Source organism: Streptosporangium sp. G12 (genome assembly GCF_052983175.1).
The window spans coordinates 124152-141131 of sequence record NZ_JBRIQO010000022.1 but is presented as its reverse complement, the minus strand read 5'-3'; the positions used below and the strand labels follow the sequence as shown (position 1 = coordinate 141131).

At 72.1% G+C, this 16980-nt stretch carries 18 protein-coding genes; 7 read left to right on the top strand and 11 right to left on the bottom strand.

What is annotated here, in order from left to right:
- Positions 1 to 55 precede the first annotated feature (55 nt).
- Positions 56 to 2857: an ATP-binding protein gene (locus tag ACVCAG_RS31340; RefSeq protein WP_447190967.1), complete on the bottom strand. Its 2802-nt coding sequence runs from the start codon at positions 2855 to 2857 to the stop codon at positions 56 to 58.
- A gap of 164 nt (positions 2858 to 3021) precedes the next feature.
- On the opposite strand from ACVCAG_RS31340, the gene ACVCAG_RS31335 reads away from it, so the two are divergent.
- The 4 genes from ACVCAG_RS31335 to ACVCAG_RS31320 all read left to right on the top strand — a co-directional run bounded on the left by ACVCAG_RS31335 (position 3022) and on the right by ACVCAG_RS31320 (position 5731).
- Positions 3022 to 3165 carry a hypothetical protein gene (locus tag ACVCAG_RS31335; protein WP_447190966.1) on the top strand — a complete coding sequence of 48 codons (144 nt, stop codon included), beginning with the start codon at positions 3022 to 3024 and terminating at the stop codon, positions 3163 to 3165.
- Positions 3166 to 3404: 239 nt separating this feature from the next.
- Entirely contained in the window at positions 3405 to 3812 is a 408-nt protein-coding gene (locus ACVCAG_RS31330) for an iron chaperone (RefSeq protein WP_447190979.1), read from the top strand.
- Between the two features lie 270 nt (positions 3813 to 4082).
- Positions 4083 to 4565 carry a cation:proton antiporter regulatory subunit gene (locus tag ACVCAG_RS31325; protein ID WP_440066327.1) on the top strand — a complete coding sequence of 161 codons (483 nt, stop codon included), beginning with the start codon at positions 4083 to 4085 and terminating at the stop codon, positions 4563 to 4565.
- 8 nt (positions 4566 to 4573) lie between these two features.
- Positions 4574 to 5731, top strand: coding sequence for a cation:proton antiporter domain-containing protein (locus ACVCAG_RS31320; RefSeq protein WP_440087519.1), 1158 nt, complete (start codon positions 4574 to 4576; stop codon positions 5729 to 5731).
- Between the two features lie 60 nt (positions 5732 to 5791).
- On the opposite strand, the gene ACVCAG_RS31315 is transcribed toward ACVCAG_RS31320, so the two are convergent.
- From ACVCAG_RS31315 to ACVCAG_RS31290, 6 genes are all read right to left on the bottom strand, one after another.
- On the bottom strand, positions 5792 to 6163 hold the full coding sequence (locus ACVCAG_RS31315; protein ID WP_447190965.1) for a VOC family protein: 372 nt from the start codon (positions 6161 to 6163) through the stop codon (positions 5792 to 5794).
- Positions 6164 to 6251: 88 nt separating this feature from the next.
- Positions 6252 to 6623: a VOC family protein gene (locus ACVCAG_RS31310; protein WP_447190964.1), complete on the bottom strand. Its 372-nt coding sequence runs from the start codon at positions 6621 to 6623 to the stop codon at positions 6252 to 6254.
- A gap of 278 nt (positions 6624 to 6901) precedes the next feature.
- Positions 6902 to 8035, bottom strand: a complete 1134-nt coding sequence (locus ACVCAG_RS31305) for an LLM class flavin-dependent oxidoreductase (RefSeq protein WP_447190963.1) — start codon at positions 8033 to 8035, stop codon at positions 6902 to 6904.
- Positions 8032 to 9171 carry an LLM class flavin-dependent oxidoreductase gene (locus ACVCAG_RS31300; protein WP_447190962.1) on the bottom strand — a complete coding sequence of 380 codons (1140 nt, stop codon included), beginning with the start codon at positions 9169 to 9171 and terminating at the stop codon, positions 8032 to 8034. Before ACVCAG_RS31300 ends, ACVCAG_RS31305 begins: the two co-directional genes overlap by 4 nt.
- Positions 9168 to 10493, bottom strand: coding sequence for an NtaA/DmoA family FMN-dependent monooxygenase (locus ACVCAG_RS31295; RefSeq protein ID WP_440087513.1), 1326 nt, complete (start codon positions 10491 to 10493; stop codon positions 9168 to 9170). Before ACVCAG_RS31295 ends, ACVCAG_RS31300 begins: the two co-directional genes overlap by 4 nt.
- Positions 10490 to 11701: an LLM class flavin-dependent oxidoreductase gene (locus tag ACVCAG_RS31290; protein ID WP_447190961.1), complete on the bottom strand. Its 1212-nt coding sequence runs from the start codon at positions 11699 to 11701 to the stop codon at positions 10490 to 10492. Before ACVCAG_RS31290 ends, ACVCAG_RS31295 begins: the two co-directional genes overlap by 4 nt.
- A gap of 156 nt (positions 11702 to 11857) precedes the next feature.
- Here ACVCAG_RS31290 and ACVCAG_RS31285 point away from each other — a divergent pair, with 156 nt between their 5' ends.
- The gene (locus ACVCAG_RS31285) at positions 11858 to 12826 is read left to right on the top strand and encodes a hypothetical protein (protein ID WP_447190960.1); all 969 of its coding nucleotides are present in this window, start codon (positions 11858 to 11860) and stop codon (positions 12824 to 12826) included.
- Here ACVCAG_RS31285 and ACVCAG_RS31280 read toward each other — a convergent pair whose 3' ends face one another.
- Positions 12827 to 12997 carry a hypothetical protein gene (locus ACVCAG_RS31280; protein WP_440087508.1) on the bottom strand — a complete coding sequence of 57 codons (171 nt, stop codon included), beginning with the start codon at positions 12995 to 12997 and terminating at the stop codon, positions 12827 to 12829. It abuts the gene before it with no gap.
- Positions 12998 to 13103: 106 nt separating this feature from the next.
- Positions 13104 to 13466: a DUF2203 domain-containing protein gene (locus tag ACVCAG_RS31275; protein ID WP_362871438.1), complete on the bottom strand. Its 363-nt coding sequence runs from the start codon at positions 13464 to 13466 to the stop codon at positions 13104 to 13106.
- A gap of 161 nt (positions 13467 to 13627) precedes the next feature.
- Here ACVCAG_RS31275 and ACVCAG_RS31270 point away from each other — a divergent pair, with 161 nt between their 5' ends.
- Together ACVCAG_RS31270 and ACVCAG_RS31265 are read left to right on the top strand one after the other, a co-directional pair.
- Entirely contained in the window at positions 13628 to 13855 is a 228-nt protein-coding gene (locus ACVCAG_RS31270; RefSeq protein WP_440087506.1) for an RNA polymerase subunit sigma-70, read from the top strand.
- A 2-nt stretch (positions 13856 to 13857) separates the two neighbouring features.
- Complete coding sequence (locus ACVCAG_RS31265; RefSeq protein WP_440087505.1) at positions 13858 to 14460, top strand: hypothetical protein; 603 nt, start codon at positions 13858 to 13860, stop codon at positions 14458 to 14460.
- A gap of 38 nt (positions 14461 to 14498) precedes the next feature.
- Here the strand turns inward: ACVCAG_RS31265 and ACVCAG_RS31260 are convergent, their stop codons facing one another.
- Positions 14499 to 15341, bottom strand: coding sequence for an amidohydrolase family protein (locus ACVCAG_RS31260; protein ID WP_440087503.1), 843 nt, complete (start codon positions 15339 to 15341; stop codon positions 14499 to 14501).
- Positions 15342 to 15621: 280 nt separating this feature from the next.
- Positions 15622 to 16974 (bottom strand): cation:dicarboxylate symporter family transporter, encoded by a 1353-nt coding sequence (locus ACVCAG_RS31255; protein ID WP_447190959.1) that lies wholly within the window; start codon positions 16972 to 16974, stop codon positions 15622 to 15624.
- Positions 16975 to 16980: the final 6 nt, after the last annotated feature.

Here is a 16980-nt window from a genome sequence, read left to right as displayed (position 1 = left end):
GGGGAAGCACGTTCTCGCCGAACCAGTACGACTCCTCCGGACGGGGGTGGCCGGGTCAGTCCGGGTGTCGGGGTGGGGCCATCGGGGCGAGGCCGAGATCGGCGAGCGCGGCGGCGCCGCGGGCGGCATGGTCGCCGTCGGCGAGCACCAGGGTCCGCGCCGACTGGTACCGGCAGCCGGCCGCGTCGAAGGCGTACGCCGTGGCGAGCAACCGCTCCCGGTCCTTGTCGAGCAGGGCTTCGGCTCGCTCCACGATGGCGGCGGCGACCGGGTTGCCGGCCACGACGGTCCGGGCTTCGGCCAGGCGGTCGCGAGCGTCAGGGCTCCCGGCGAGCACGGCGGCCTCGGTGCGCAGCGCGACATACCAGTGGTGCCAGATCCAGGTGACCCACTTCCACACCTGCCTGGGCTCGGGGGCCGTCCGCTCCAGCGCCTTCGGTGCCTGCCCGTGGTGCAGCAGGACCATTGCGTCGAAGACCGCCCCGTAGCCGTAGGTGTGCTCCGGTGGGGTGCCGAGCCGATCCAGGATCTCCTGCCAGGCGCGCCGGGCGTCATGGTCGTCGCGGAGGCCGTGGATCATCGCCACGGCGGCCGCCGCCGGGCAGAGGAGCGACTGGGCGGGGCTGCCCGCCCGCCGCCACGCGTCGAGGAACCGGACGCTGCCGGTGAGCACCTCGTCGACGTTGCCCGCCAGCGCGTCGACCATCAGCAGCCGGCACGTGGCGCGGTGACCGACCTCCGCCAGCGATGGATGGTCGGCCAGTTGGCGTGCCCATCGGCGGGCGCCCGGCACGTCCCCCGCGCCGAGGCCGGCCTCGGTGACTATGCCGAGCGCGTCGATCAGCTCGTGGGTGCCGGCCGGCGAGATCGGCAGGGACGACAGGAGCGTGATCCTGCGCCGGGCCGTGGCCGCGGTGGCGAACGTGTCGCCGGCCCAGCTCTGAGCGCCGATGAGCGCGTCGAGCGCGGCCGACTCGGCGAGCGGGTCGCCTGTCCGGTGAGCGAGCTCGACCGCGCGCTCGGCGCGCGCGATCGTCGCCGGTACGGCGTTGCCGGCCGGGCCCTGGGCGGCACCAAACGCGTCGGTGAGCACCGCGGCCTCGGCAAGCGCCACCGCGGCCCGCGCGGCCGGGTCGTCGCCGGCCGGCTCCCGCGCCTCGGTGATCAGCTCGAGCGCCTCCTCCCGGGGCGGGAGCCGCACGAACGTGGTCGAGAACCGGTACGCGACGGTGGCGGCGGTCGCCAGGTCACGGGCGGCGGCGGCGGTGTCCCCGGCTCGGCGGGCAGCGTCCGCGGCGGCGCGGTGGAGGCGGTACATGTCATCACCACGCGTTCGGCAGCCGGCCACGGCCGCGGCGTGCCGGAGCATCGACGCGGTGGTGGCGGGGGCCTCGGCGAGCGCGGCCGCCTGCTCGTACCGCTGCTGGGATTCGCCGATCAGGTTGCGGTTGAAGGTCAGTTCCGCCAGACGCCGGGCGACGCGCTGCGCGTCCGCATGCCGCTCCGGCTGGTCGGCCGCCCAGGCCAGGGCGGCGCGGAAGTCGTCTGCGACCGCGTCGAACCGGGCCCGCCAGTCCGCTCCCACCACCGCCAGGCCGGCGGCCTCGGTCAGGCACCAGCGAAGGTGCCGGGCCCGGGTGCCGGCCAGCTCACCGGCCTCGATGAGCCGCTCGGTCGCGTACTGTCGGATGGTCTCCAGCGCTCGGTACTCCGTCCCATCCGGGGACGCCGTCACCGTCAGCAGGCTCTGCTCGGCGAGCCGGGCCAGCCCGTCGGCGACCAGGCCTTCCTCGGACCCGGTGACGTCCGCCGCCGCAGCAGCGGTGAACGGCGCCACGAACACCGACACCTGGCGCAGCAGCGCCCGGTCGCCCGGCTCCAGCAGGGCATGACTCCAGTCCAGCGCCGCCCGCACCGAACGGTGCCGCTCATCGGCACGGGAGCCGCCGGTGAGCATCCGCAGCGGGTGGGACAGGGCTGCGGTGATGCCGTCCAGCCCGAGCGTGGGATACCGGGCGGCGGCCAGCTCGATCGCCAGCGCCATTCCGTCCAGCCGCTCACAGATCGCGGCGATCTGGTCGCGCAGCGGAGGATCCAGTGGCCGGCCGACCGCCGCCGCCCGCTCCATGAACAACGCGACCGCGTCCGACTCGCCGTCGACGGCCAGCGAAAGCGGCGGGACCGGGTACACCCGTTCGAACGGAACCATCAGCCGCGCCCGGCTGGTCGCCAGCACCGTCACGCGAGGGCACGTCGCCAGCAGCCGCTCGAAAAACAGCGCCACCCCGTCCACCACGTGCTCGCAGTTGTCCACCACCAGCAGCGCATGGCGGTCGGCCAGGGCGGCGACCACCGACTCGGTCATGCCACGGCCAGGCTGCTCACCGAGGCCGAGCGCCCCGGCGACCGCGGCCGCGACCATACCCGGATCGGTGACCGGCACCAGATCGACGAACCACACCCCGTCGGCGTACTCGCCGGACGCGTCCGCGGCCACCGTCAACACGAGCCGGGTCTTGCCCACTCCGCCGGGGCCGACCGCGGTCACCTGCCGGCAGGCCCTGATCATCTCGGCCAGTTCGGCTCGCTCGCGCACCCGGCCGATGAACGAGGTCAGCGAGGCCGGCAGGACCGGTGGCGCCGCGTGAGGCTCGTCGGCGCGGGCCAGTTCGGCCGCTCGCCCGGCGAGCGCCCGCCGATCCGGTACCTCCAGCTTGCGCAGCAACGAGGAGACGTGGCTCTCGACGGTGCGCACCGAGATGAACAACCGCGCGCCGATCTCGGCATTGCTGAGATGGGCCCCGACCAGCTCCAGCACCTCGGCTTCCCGAGGGGAGACATCCACTGCCGCGATCACTGTCCCAGTCTGCCGCAAACCCCTCAGTACCCCATCCGCGGTGGCCACCGTGCTCGATCCGTGGACGCTTCCGTGGTCACCACGGAGGTGGATCGGCAGGCCGGGCGAAATGCTGTGAACACCTGCACACCGGGTCGATGCAACCCATGACTTCAGGAGTGACCATGATCGGCTCCTCCACCCGGGGAATCAAGACCGTGCTGCACCCCGTGTCCGACCAAGCGGCGGCCAAGGCGGTGTACGCGGCCCTGCTCGGTGTCCCGCCGCAGACCGACTCGTCCTACTACGTCGGTTTCGAGGCCGACTGAGGCGCGGCGGGGTGACCTCGGCGATCTCATCGCGCAGGTACGGGCCGGTGATGCCGAGCTCATCCAAGGAAACCGGCGAGCGGACGGAATGCCCGGCCGCGGGCCGACACCGGCCGGGTAGAGGACCATCAGGTCCCTTCGCAAGACTCCGAATATCAAGACCCTCAAGGGGGAGATCTGCCGTGAGCAGCGCAGAAAGCAGCACGTACGAGGGATTCACGGCCGAGGAGCGGGCCGCGATGAGAGACCACGCCCAGGAGCTGAAGACGGCCGCGCGCCGCGGCTCGCGGGCCGGCAAGTCGGCGGAGAAGGCGGCGGAGGCGGAGCGGGACGTGCTCGCCAAGATCGCCGAGATGCGGGACTCGGACCGGGTGATGGCCGAGCGCGTCCATGCCGTCATCACGGCCACCGCCCCGGTCCTGGCGCCGAAGCTCTGGTACGGGATGCCCGCCTACGCACTGAACGGCAAGATCCTCTGCTTCTTCCAGAGCGCGGAGAAATTCAAGGCGCGCTACGCGACGCTCGGATTCAGCGACCAGGCGAAGCTGGACGAGGGCACGATGTGGGCGGCCGGTTTCGCCCTGACCGAGGTGACGGCCGAGGTGGAGGCGCGGATCGGCGCGCTGGTGAAGCAGGCGGTGGGCTAGGGCGCGCGTCCCCGCGAAGCCCACCCGGCCGAGCCCGGCGGCGGTGGTGAGGATCTTCAGGGGTGAGGCGAGGAGTCGTTCCGGGAGGAGCCCGGTGGCGCCGGCGATCTGCCCGTTCACGGCCGGAGGCTGGGTTCCCTCCCATCGCCCGACGAACAACCAATAAAGCCAATCTGAAATACAGGTTATCGCGAGTTACGCGCCCAAGATTCCCGGTTGGTAGGTTTTCCGCAAAGGACGAGTGAACGCGCACGCGGAGGAGCTGGCACGGTGGAGGTCGAGCAGACGGCACTGCCCGGTATAGGACTGCGGCACGAGTTCACGACGCGGTCGGGCAGGCGCATCGGGATCGTCTCTCACCGCACCGGCCGCCGCGACCTGGTGATATACGACCCCGACGATCCCGACCGCGCGTGCGAGACCATCAAGATGAACGACGAGGAGGCCGACGCGCTCGCCGAGCTGCTCGGCGCCCCGCGCATCGTGCAGCGCCTCAACGACCTGCACCGCGAGGTCGAGGGCCTGGTCAGCCTGCAGCTGCCGATCCTGCCCGGCTCCCCGTACGCCGGCCGGCCGATGGGTGACGCGCGCGTCCGCACCCGCACCGGTGCCTCCATCGTGGCCGTGGTGCGCGAGGGCCAGGTGTTCGCCAGCCCCGCCCCCGACTTCGGTCTGGCCGAGAGCGACGTGGTGGTCGTGGTGGGCAGCCCCGAGAGCACGTCCGCCGTCTCCGACATCCTTTCCGGCGGGTAGGGCACCGGGTGCACACTGCGATTCTTTTCCTTGAGCTCGGCGCTGTCCTTCTCGGGCTCGGCATACTGGGAGCGCTCGCCCTGAAGGTGGGCATCTCGCCCATCCCCCTCTACCTCATCGCCGGCCTGGCCTTCGGCACCGGCGGCATCCTGCCCCTCGCCACCAGCGAGGAGTTCATCTCGGTCGGCGCCGAGCTCGGCGTCATCCTGCTGTTGCTCACCCTCGGCCTGGAGTACAACGCCGACGAGCTCGTGACGAGCCTCAAGAGCAACGCGCGCGCGGGCATCGTCGACCTGGTGCTCAACGCCGCGCCCGGCGCGATCGCCGCGCTGCTGCTGGGCTGGGGTCCGGTGGCCGCCATCGCCATGGCCGGCGTCACGTACGCGACCTCCTCGGGCATCACCGCGAAGGTCCTGTCCGACCTGGGGTGGATCGGTAACCGTGAGACGCCGGTGGTGCTGTCGCTGCTGGTCTTCGAGGACCTCACGATGGCGATCTACCTGCCGGTCCTCACCGCGGTGCTGGCCGGGCTGAGCTTCGCCGGCGGCGCGATCACCGTGGCGATCGCGCTGGCCGCGGTCAGCGTCGTGCTGCTGGTCGCGCTCCGCTACGGCAAGGCCATCGAGGCGTTCGTCTCCAGTCCCAACTCCGAGGTGCTGCTGCTGAAGGTCATCGGGCTCGCGCTGCTGGTCGCCGGGGTGGCCCAGCAGCTGCAGGTCTCGGCCGCGGTCGGCGCCTTCCTGGTGGGCATCGCGCTCTCGGGCGAGCTGGCCGAGGACGCCCAGGCGCTGCTCACCCCGATCCGCGACCTGTTCGCCGCGGTGTTCTTCGTCTTCTTCGGCCTGCAGACCGACCCGACCAAGATCCTGCCGGTCGCCGGGCTGGCCGCGCTGCTCGCCCTGATCAGCATGATCACGAAGCTGCTCACCGGCGCCTACGCCGCCCGCCGGGCGGGCATCGCCAAGGCCGGGCAGGCGCGGGCCGGTATCGCGCTCATCCCCCGGGGCGAGTTCAACATCGTGATCGCCGGACTCGCGGTGGCCGCCGGGGTCCATCCCGACCTGGGCCCGCTGGCCGCCGCGTACGTCCTCATCCTCGCCGCGTTCGGCCCGCTGGCCGCGCGGCTCGTCCAGCCCTTCATCACCGCCGTCGCCAAGCGCGCCTGAGGTCTCGCCCGACCCGCCGGGACGGCGGGTCGGGCGGGACCCCCACGGCCGCTCGGCGGGTCATCCGTCCTGGAGTACGGACAGGATGTTGCCCGCGGGATCCTTGAACCACGCGATGGCGGGCCCCTCCTCCCGCATGACGCCCCTGTCGTCCTGCGGGAAGCCGTCGTACCGCTCGAAGACCACCCCGCGCCCGACCAGCCCGTCGACGGCGGCGTCGATGTCGTCCACCGGGAAGTTGAGGATGGTGTACGAGGCCGGGACGTGGCCGTGCTTGGGGTAGACCAGCACCTTCCCGCCCCCGGCGAGGTGCAGGGTCAGCATGCCGTTCTCCTCCGACACCTCCAGTCCCAGGGTCTCGGTGTAGAACTTCCTCGCCGTCTCGACGTCGTCCACCGCGAACCCGCTGAACGCCTTGGTCTGCCGGAACATGTGCTTCTCCTTCTCCCGTCGTTCCCCGGACAGGTCCTCTTCCCCGTCGTTCCCCTGACGGGTCGTCTTCTCGCCGTTCCCCGGCGGGTCATCGCCGCGCGGCGGCGAGATACTCCGGGCTGAGCTCGATGATCTGGATGTAGTTGCCGTCCGGGTCGACCAGGGTGCCGAACAGCCCGGCGTCCCGCCGCTCGACCTCGACCAGCCAGGTCACTCCCAGGCCGTCGAGATGCGCGGCCGTGGCGCGGGCGTCCTCCACGTGGAAATTGAAGATCACCCGTCCTGGTTCGGCGGTCGCGGGGGCGACGTCGGCGCGGCCTTCGAAGAGCACCCGGACACCGCCGAAGTCGATGAAGCCGTCTCCGAAGTGCTCGGGTTCCAGCGCGGCGAGGTACCAGGCGTGCAGCCTGGCCGGGTCGGCGCTGCCGAACAGGATGCTGCCGAGGGCAGAGGTTTTCACAGTACTGTCCCTTCCCGCACCCCGCGGGGCACGGTTCTCCCGGTTCGCCTCCCGTGCCGGATCGCCGTCCGCCGGCGGTCGTCTCCCGCCGGCGGATCGTCGTCCCGTGACGGATTCTCTCCGGCTGACGGATCGCGGACGCCCCGTCGCGGGGCGCCTCACCGGGGACGTCGGAGCCCGCGACGCGTTCTCGACATCCCCCGGCCGGATTCCCGGAAAAAATCTCCGGCACCCGGCGGTGACCGCCGGGTGCCGGAGAGGGCGTGGGTGATGCGGGCTCAACCTGTGACGGCGCCTCCTTCCCATTCCGCGGCGAGCAGCTCGTAGGAGCGGACCCGGTCGGCGTGGTCGTGGGTGATGGTGGTGACGAGCAGCTCGCCGGCGCCGGTGACGTCGCGCAGCACGCGCAGCCTCTCCGCGACGGTCCGCGGGGAGCCGACGAACTGGGTGGCCAGCCGGTCGGCGACCAGCGCGCGGTCCTCCTCCGTCCACTCGTGGGCCGCGGCCTCGGCCGGTGTCGGGAACGGCATCGCGCCGGCGCCGGTGCGGATGCTGCGGACCCAGAGCCCGTACGGGGAGGCGAGCTCCCTGGCCGTCTCGTCGTCCTCCGCCACGACGACGTCGGCCGAGACGACCAGGTAGGGCTCGGCGAGGACCTTCGAGGGCTTGAACGCCGCCCGGTACGCCTCCGCGGCGTCCAGCACCCCGGACGGGCTGACGTGGTAGTTCGCCGCGAACGGCAGTCCCCGCTCCCCCGCCACCTGCGCGCTCTGCCCGCCGCTGCTGCCCAGGATCCACAGCCGCAGATCCGCGCCCTCGCCCGGCACGGCGTGCGCGGCCACCCCCTCGGGGGAACGGTAGGTCCCGGCCAGCAGCGCCGCGATCTCGTCGACCTGGTCGGCGAAGTCGGGACTCTCCGCGCCCGGCTGCTGCAGCAGCGCGCCGTACAGGGAGAACAGCGGCGACTTCGCGAGCTCGGCGAAGGAGAAGGCCTCCGGGATGAGCAGCCCGTCGACGATCCTGGCGGGTTTCGGCGGGGGCGGGGTCCTCCTGGCCGGTTCCGCGAACTCTGCCTTGCGCCGGCCGGAGCGGCCCAGGCCGAGATCGACGCGGCCCGGGTAGAGCGCGTCGACGAGGCCGAACTGCTCGACCACGGACAGCGCGGTCTGGTGGCCGACCTGGACGGCTCCCGAGCCGACCCTGATCGTGCTGGTCGCGGCGGCCAGCAGGGCGACGAGCACGGCGGGGGCGGCGCTGGCGACGCCGGGCGCGAGGTGGTGCTCGGCCACCCAGTAGCGGCGGTAGCCGAGCTCCTCGGCCCGCCGGGCCAGGTCCAGGGTGTTGCGCAGCGCTTCGCCCGGGGTGCCGCCGGAGGGAATGGGGGCGAGGTCGAGGATCGACAGGGAGGTCACGGCCGCTTCCCGTCCCGCGCGTCTCCGTGCCGTGAGCCCCCGTGCCGGGCGCTGTCCGGTCCCGGGCTCGGGGTCCTGTGCCCGGAGTCCTCGTGGCGGGGGAACGGCCTGCTGGGGATCTCCGCGCGCAGCACGGGGGCGATGTCGCTCTGGAAGAGTTCCAGGGCCGTCCGGTGCTGCTTGTCGGTGAGACCGTCCGCGTCGGCGTGCAGGTGCATGACCTCGTGTCCGAGCCGCTCGTGGTAGCGGTGGACCTTGTCGATGATCTGCTGCGGGCTGCCGACCAGGATCGAGCTGCGCTCGATCGCGTCCTCCAGGGTGTGGAAGACCGGGGTCACGCCGACCTTCCTGAACAGCTCCAGCCTGGCGTTGAAGATCGGCCGGTAGGTCTCGATCGCGTCCTGGGAGTTCCTGGCCGCGTAGTAGCCCGCGGTGCCCGCGCCCACCAGGGCGTCGGCGGGGTCGTGGCCGTGGAACTCCCGGCGTTCCCGGTAGTGGCGGACCAGCTCTGCGTACGGCTCGACCGGGTTGCTGACGTTGGCGGAGAAGAGCGGGTCGCCGTACAGGGCGGCGAGCTCCACCGACTCCTTGCTGGTGGCGCTGCCGTGCCAGACGCGGATGGGCCGCTGCAGCGGGCGCGGCCAGGTCTCCGCGTCGGTCAGGGACGGCCGGAACCTTCCCGACCAGGTCACCTTGTCCTCCCGCCACAGGCGGCGGAACAGCTCGTAGCCCTCCCGGTTGCGCTCCCACTGGTCCTCGCCGGTCACGTGGAACAGCTGGGCCTGCGCGGCGCCGTTGCCCTTGCCGATGATGAGTTCCAGGCGGCCGCCGGAGAGGTGGTCGAGGGTGGCGTAGTCCTCGTAGGCCCGTACGGGGTCCAGCAGGCTCAGCGTGGTGACCGCGGTGAACAGCCTGATCGTCGACGTCCTGGCCGCGATGTGGCTGAGCACGACCGGCGGGGACGAGGAGATGAACGGGCGCTCGTGCCGCTCCCCCACGCCGAAGCCGTCGAAGCCGAGTTCCTCGGCCAGCACGGCGTTCTCGACGACCTCGCGCAGGCGCGCGTTGGTCGACTTGAGCTCGCCGGTGATGGGGTCGGGACCATGGACGATCAGGGTGATGGCCAGAAATCTCATCGTTCGTTCTCCAGCCCCAGGTGGCCCCGCAGCGTGGTGGTCTCGTACTCGGCGCGCAAGACCCCGCGCTCCTGCAGCAGCGGTACGACCGTGTCGACGAAGGCGTCCAGGCCGCCGGGGGTGAGGTGCGGCACCAGGATGAAGCCGTCGGAGGCGTCGCCCTGCACGAACTCGTTGATCTCCTCGGCGACGCGCGAGGGCGAGCCGATGAAGGACTGCCTGCCGGTCACCTCGATGATCAGGTCGCGGATGCCGAGCTTCTTGGCCTCGGCCAGGGCCCGCCACTCCGCCGCCGTCTTGAGCGGGTCGCGGAACATCCGGGTCCGGCCCTTGATGATCGAGTCGTCCGAGACGTCCGGGTCGATCTCGGGCAGCGGCCCCTCGGGGTCGTAGGCCGACAGGTCGCGGTTCCACAGCTGTTCCAGCAGCAGGATCGCGGTCTGCGGGCTCACCTGCTGGCGGCGGATGTGGTCGGCGTTCTCCTGGGCCTCGGCGTCGGTGTCGCCGAGCGCGAACGTGACACCGGGAAGGATCTTCAGGGAGTCGGGCGACCGGCCGTGCGCGGCCAGCCTCGACTTGATGTCGCGGTAGAAGGCCTGCCCCTCCTGGAGCCTGCTGTGCCGGGAGAAGACGGCGTCGGCGGTGGCCGCCGCGAAGGCCCGGCCGCCCTCGGAGTCTCCGGCCTGGATGGTGAGCGGGCGGCCCTGCGGGCTGCGCGGCACGGTGAAGTGGCCGCCGATGTCGAAGTGGGTGCCCCGGTGGGCGAACTCCCCCGCGCCCGCCCTGGCGAACGTGCCCGCCGCCGGATCCGCGACGAGGTCGCCGTCGGCCCACGAGTCCCAGAGCTCGTTGACGGTCCGCACGAACTCCTCGGCCCGCTCGTAGCGCCGCGAGTACTCCAGGAAACCGCCCCGCCGGAAGTTCTCCCCGGTGAACGCGTCGGAGGAGGTGACGACGTTCCATCCGGCCCGGCCGCCGGACAGGTGGTCGAGGGTGGCGAGCTTGCGGGCGAGCTCGTACGGCTCGTTGAAGGTGGCGTTGATCGTCCCGGCCAGGCCCAGGTGGTCGGTGACCGCGGCGAGGCCGGAGAGCACGGTGAGCGAGTCGGGGCGGCCGACCACGTCGAGGTCGTGGATCCTCCCGCGCTGCTCGCGCAACCGCTGCCCGTCCGCGAGGAAGAAGAAGTCGAACCTCCCCCGCTCGGCGGTCCGCGCCAGGTGGGTGAACGAGGCGAAGTCGATCTGGCTGCCCGAGGCGGGATCGCTCCAGACCGTGTGGTTGTTCACGCCCGGGAAGTGGGCGGCGAGGATGACCTGCTTCATCGTCGGCTCCCCGCGTAACGGCCGGCGGGTCGGGGCAGGCGGAGGTGGCCGCGCAGCGTGCCGGCCTCGTACGCGCGGCGGAAGGCGCCGCGTCCCTGCAGCTCCGGCACCAGGCCGCGGGTGATCGCGTTCAGGTCGGCCGGCAGCACGGCGGGCCTGAGCCTGAAGCCCTCCAGACCGGCCGCGCGCCACTCCAGGAGCAGGTCGGCGAGCTCGCCGGGCGTGCCCGTGAAGATCGCGGCGTCGGAGGTGTACGCGGCACCGTCGAGCTCGTCGAGCCGGGCCCTGCGCTCGCGGGCGTCGTTCCCGTCCTCTCCCAGGAACACGACGAGGTCCGCGAAGATCTTCAGCGTGCCGGCGCCGGGATCGCGCACCTCTTCCTCGATCTCGCGCACCTCCGCCACGACGGCCCGCGCCCGCTCGGTGTCGTGCGGCGTGACGTGGACGACGTCGGCGCCGCGCGCGGCGAACTCGTACGGCAGCCGGGAGTGCGCCAGCGCGGTGACCAGCGGCTGGCCCTGGGGCGGCCGCGGCACGATGGAGGGCCCCTTGACGGTGAAGTGCTCGCCCTCGAAGTCGACGTAGTGGAGCTTGTCGCGGTCGACGAACCGGCCGGTGGCCACGTCGCGGATGACCGCGTCGTCCTCCCAGCTGTCCCACAGGCGCCGCACCGCCTCCACGGCGTCGGCGGCGTCGCCGAACAGCTCCCGCACGTGGGGGGCCCTGTCCATGCCGCTGCCGAGGTCCTCCGGCCTCAGCGCGGGAACCTCCCTGCGGCCGAAGTGGGCTGCCTCGGTGTGGCGCCCGGAGATCTGGGCGCGCCATCCGGCCCGCCCGGAACCGACGTAGTCGAGGGTGGCGATGGAGCTCGCGACGTGGAAGGGCTCGGTGTGCGTGGTGGTGACCGTGGGCACCAGCCCGATCCTGCTCGTCAGCGGGGCGATCCTGGAGGCCACGAGGGCGGCGTCGAGACGCCCGCGCACCTGGTCGGTGCGGCCGTCGTGGCCGTCCAGGCGCGTGCTCTGCAGGGCGAGGGAGTCCTCGATGGTGACGAAGTCGAGGAGGCCGTGCTCGGCCTCGGCCGCCAGGGCGGCCCAGTAGGCGGCGGTGAACAGGGCTTTCGGGGAGGCGGCGGGGTCACGCCAGGCCGCGGGATGCCATCCGGCGCCGTCGAAAGCGACGGCGAGATGCAAGGGAACTGCCGACATGTGACGACGATAACACCAAAACCCTTAATCTCTACATGTTTAGTCGGTTATATCGCGGAAGCCTGCCCGTCGAGCCGCCGTCCCCGGGACGAGGAGCCCCCGGGAGGGACGTCCTCCTGACGTCGGCGCCGGAATCTGATAGGCATTCGTCCCGTGATGCGCTTCGTGGCAGTTCTCGCGACGGTTCTCCCCTTGATGGCGGCCACGGCTCCGGCTTCGGCCGCGGCCCCCGGCAAGCCGCATGTCCCGGCGGGGGTGACCGCCGGGTACGTGGTCTTCGACCGGCAGGCGGCGAAGGTGACCGAGTACCGCGACGCGCATCGGAGGTTCCGGTCGGCGTCGGTGGTGAAGATCCTCATCGCGATCGACCATCTGGAGTCGCGCGAGAGCGTTCCCCAGCGGGACCTGGCGCTGCTCAAGGCCATGCTGCGGGTCAGCGACGACGACGCGGCGACGTCCTTCTGGACCCGGGGCGGCCAGGGGAGGATCATCCAGCGGATGGCGCGCAAGCTGCGGCTCACCGACACCGTTCCCCCACCGGCCGACAAGCCGGGCTTCTGGGGTTACACCTCGCTCAGCGCGATGGACGTCGTCAAGACCTACCGCTACCTGCTCGACCGCGCCGACCCCAGGGTCCGCGACCTGATCCTGGGCCATCTGCGCAGGTCGGGGCAGTGCGGCTCCGACGGCTTCGACCAGTACTTCGGCATCCCCCGCGCGGTGCGCGGGCCGTGGGCGGTCAAGCAGGGCTGGTCGGGATACGGCTCCACGCCCCCGGTCCGCTGCCGTCCCGCGACCTCCACCGCGTCCGCGCCGGTGTCCGCGCCCGTGTCCGCGCCCGTGTCCACGTCCGCGCCCGTGTCCACGTCCGCGGCCCGGCTCGCGTCCGGCGGCGACGTCCCGCTCGCCGCACAGGTCGTGCCCGCTGCGCAGGCCGTGCCCGCCCGGACCGGGCCGGTGCCGGACCTGGGGCGCCCGGTCCTGCACACCACCGGGCTCGTCGGGCCCAAGGAGCGCTGGATCGTGGTCCTGCTGACCGCCCACCCGGCGGGGACCACCTGGCAGCGCTCCACCGCCCAGACGACGAAGCTGGCCCGGGAGGTCCACCTCAGCGGAACCTCCTGATCACCGCGCCGGCTCGTCGAGGAAGGCGATGACGCGGCGCAGGGTGCGCTGCAGGTCAAGGACCTCGGCGGGGGGCGAGACCGGCTCGCGCTCCCAGAGTGCCATCATGACCAGATACTGCGGGCAGGTCAGGCCGAGGTCGGCCGGCACCCTGCGGTAGGCGGCCGGCACCGCCCTCGTGGAGGCCGCCCACCAGGTATGCCCCTACTCCAACGCCACCCGGGGCAACATCCCGGTCGGCCTCGTGATCGAGTGGTCGGGTTCCCGGGGATCGCGGTCAGGGAAGAGGCCTGCGGCCGGCGAAGCCGAGCTCGTCCCGGTGGTACCACACCAGCTCGCGGTCCCCTTCGAGCCAGCACAGCCGCACCCGCACCCCGTCGAGCACCGAGGGGAAGTCGACCAGCAGGGGCGCGACACCCTTGACCTCGATGCCCCGCTCCTCGAACCAGCCGAGGATCTCCTCCAGCCTGGCCTCGTAGGCCTTCGCCTCCGCCAGCCCACCGGCCTCGGAGGTGCCGGTGCTGCGGAGCTCGTACGCGAGCTCGGCCAGCTCACCCCGCATCGCCACGAACGCGGCGGCCCGCTCCAGCAGCACGGGCATGAGCGCCCGCGCCTCCTCGACGGTGAAGATCCTGTCCACCCCTGCACGCTAGCGCGTCCCCGCCCGGAACGCTGCGAAGCACCGGGAGCGCCAGAAGGTATCGGGGCACCGGCGAGGCGCTCGGCGAGGTGCCCGATGGGGCGCCGAAGTTCTGTCAGCGAATGCTGACAAAAATGGGCTTGTCAGCATATGCTGACGACATGGAATCGCTGAGCGAGTTCGCCGGGGCCGTCGACGGCGAGGATCCGGTGGTGGCGCTGGCGGCCGTGGCGGCACTGCGCAGGCTCCTGGAGGAGCTTGAGGCCGCGCACGTCATCGAGGCCAGGAACCGGGGTTCGTCCTGGGAGGTCATCGCCGCGGCGCTCGGAGTCAGGCGGCAGACGGCACACCGCAAGCACGCACACCGAATCACCGAGGGCGGGAGCTGACGATGTTCGCGAGATTCACCCCCGAGGCCCGGCGGACCACGGTCCGCGCCGGACTGCTGTCGCTCGACCACGGCCGCACCACGCTCGACGAGGACATGTTCCTGCTCGCCCTGGTCGAGTCGTGGCCGGTGACGGGTTTCGCGGCCACCCCGCAGACCGTCACACCGGGGGTGGCCGGCGCGGAGGCCGTCACCCCCGAGGCGGTCGGCGCGGAGATCCGGAACCGCGAGGCCGCGAGGGGCCGGGCGGGCGACCGCGAGCTGCTGGCCGCCATCGGCGTCGACCTGGACGAGATCAGACGGCGCCTCCCGGCCCGGCGGACGGACCCCCTGGCGTGGCGGCTGACGCGCTCACGGCTGCGCCCGCTGAACGTGACGCTCAGCGGGCCGGCCGGTGACCTGCTCCTCACCGCCGGGGCGAGGAAGGTCGTCGAGGTCGCCCTGCACACCTCCGGCACCGGCACCGGATCCGACGTGACCGACGAGGATCTGCTGAAGGGCCTGCTGGCCGACTCCTCGAACGCCTCGGTCTCCATCCTGCGCGGCCTCGGTGTCGACCTCCGCGGCCTCGCGGCGAGCGTCGGCTTCCTGCGCGAACCTGCCTGAGGGCGGAGCGAACCGGCCTGGGGGCAGAACGGGTGAGGTCAGACCTCTATGCCGTAGAAGCGCGCGGCCGTGCCGCCGAGGACGGCTTCCCGGCCGGCCCCGTCGAGACCCGACAGCAGCACGCCGGTCTCCTCCCAGACCCTGGCGTAGTCGCCCGCGAGGACGGCCACCGGCCAGTCGCTGCCGAACATCAGCCGCTCGGGGCCGAACACCTCGATCGCGTGGTCGACGTAGGGGCGGAGGTCCTCGGCCGTCCAGGTCTCGTGGTCGGCGGCGGTGTTGAGACCGGACACCTTGCCGTACACGTTGGGATGCTCGGCGGCGCGGGAGATGAGCGACGCCCACGGCTCCCAGCCCTTCTCCCTGATCGGCGGCTTGGCCAGGTGGTCGATGACCAGCCGCAGCCCGGGGACGCGCTCGGCGAGGAACGGCACGTGCTCCAGATGCCTGGGCAGCACCGCCACCACGTCGAACGGGAGCCCCGCCGCGGCGAGCAGGCCCAGGCTCTCGACCACCGTGTCCTGGACGACCCAGTCGGGGTCGGGGTCGTCGTGGATGAGATGCCTGACCCCGGCGAACCTCGGATGCCTGCCGTAGCGCTCCAGCGCCCCGGCCGCCTCGTCGGGCCGGTTCAGCGGCACCCATCCCACCACGGCGGCGACGAAGTCATGGGCGTCCGCCTGCGCCAGCATCGCGTCGGTGTCGGCGTAGGTGTCGGCGGCCTGAACCAGCACGGTCCGCTCCACGCCGGCGGCGGCGAGCTGCGGGAGGAGCTCCTCGGGGGTGAAGGTGCGGTAGAGCGGTCCCGCCTCCGGCGTCAGCCAGGAGTAGGAGCCCGTCTCCAGGTTCCAGAAGTGCTGGTGGGCATCGATGACGGCCATCCACCGCTCCCCTTCGATTCCTCAATAGATCATCCGAATCTGCACAAACTAGGGCGAGGCAGCAGGGGTGTCAACGCCGTCGGCCTGCGGGAACCGGCCGGTGGGCCGGTGGCCGTACGGGCGGTGCGCCCGCCCTCACGCGTACGGGCCGGTGGCGGACGCTCCCCGGAGAGGAGTGTCCACCACCGGCCCGTACGCCCGCCGGAGGGCCGCCGTCGCCACGCAGGCCCCCGCTCGGCACCGGCCGGGACCAGCCAGACCGGCACACCGGCTACACCGGCTACACCGGCGACAGGGCCGGGTCGTCCGACCGTGAGGCGGGCGGCGGGGTGTCGTCGCCGTGCTCGTCGTCGAGGAGGGTCGTCTCGTCGAACGGCGCCCTGCCCGCCAGCACCTCGGTCGCGCGCTCCCGGTCGAACTCGCCCGTCCAGGTGCCGATCAGGACGGTGGCGACCGCGTTGCCGGCGAAGTTGGTCAGCGCCCGCGCCTCGGACATGAAGCGGTCGATGCCGACGATGAGGCCGACGCCGTCGACCAGGTCGGGGCGGTGGGACTGCAGGCCGCCCGCGAGGGTGGCCAGGCCCGCGCCGGTGACCCCGGCGGCGCCCTTCGACGCGATCATCATGAACACCAGCAGGGAGACCTGCTCGCCGAAGGCGAGCGGGGCGCCGGTGGCGCTCGCGACGAACAGCGTGGCCATGGTGAGGTAGATGGCCGTGCCGTCGAGGTTGAAGGAGTACCCGGTCGGCACGGTGATGCCGACGACGGGCTTGCTCACGCCCAGGTGCTCCATCTTGGCGATCAGGCGGGGCAGGGCCGACTCCGACGACGAGGTCGACAGGATCAGCAGGAACTCCCTGCCCAGGTAGCGCAGCAACGAGAACAGGCCGACCCGCGCCACCAGCCAGAGCATCGGGCCGAGGATGACGAACACGAAGAGCACGCAGGTCAGGTAGAAGGCGAGCATGATGACGCCGAGGCTCCTGAGCGCGTCCATGCCGGTGGCTCCGACGACCGCGGCTATCGCGCCGAACGCGCCGACCGGGGCGGCCCACATGATCATGGCGAGGATCCGGAAGACGAGCCGCTGGATGTGCGTGATGCCGTTCAGGATGGGCTTGGCGCGCTCGCCCATCGCCTGCAGGGCGAAGCCGGTGAGCAGCGCGACCAGGAGGGTCTGCAGCACCTGGCCCTCGGTGAACGCCGACACCAGCGTGGTCGGGATGACCCCGAGCAGGAACGACACCGTGTCGGTCTCGCCGCCCTTGGCCGCCTCGGCCTCGGCGGCCTTGCGGAGCTCGTCGGTGAGCTGCAGGCCCTGCCCGGGGTCGACCAGGTTGCCCACGAGTAGGCCGATGCCCAGCGCGACGGTCGACATGGCGATGAAGTAGCCGAGCGCGAGGCCGCCGACCCGGCCGACCTTGGCGGCCTTGGTGACCGACCCGACACCGAGCACGATGGTGCAGAAGATGATGGGGCTGATCATCATCTTGATCAGGGCGACGAAGGCGGTGCCGAGCGGCTTCAGGGCCACGCCGACGTCGGGGGCCGCGAACCCGATCGCGATGCCGGCGACCACGGCGACGATGACGGCGATGTACAGGTAATGTGTTTTGTCTCGGGCCGCGCTCATGCGTGC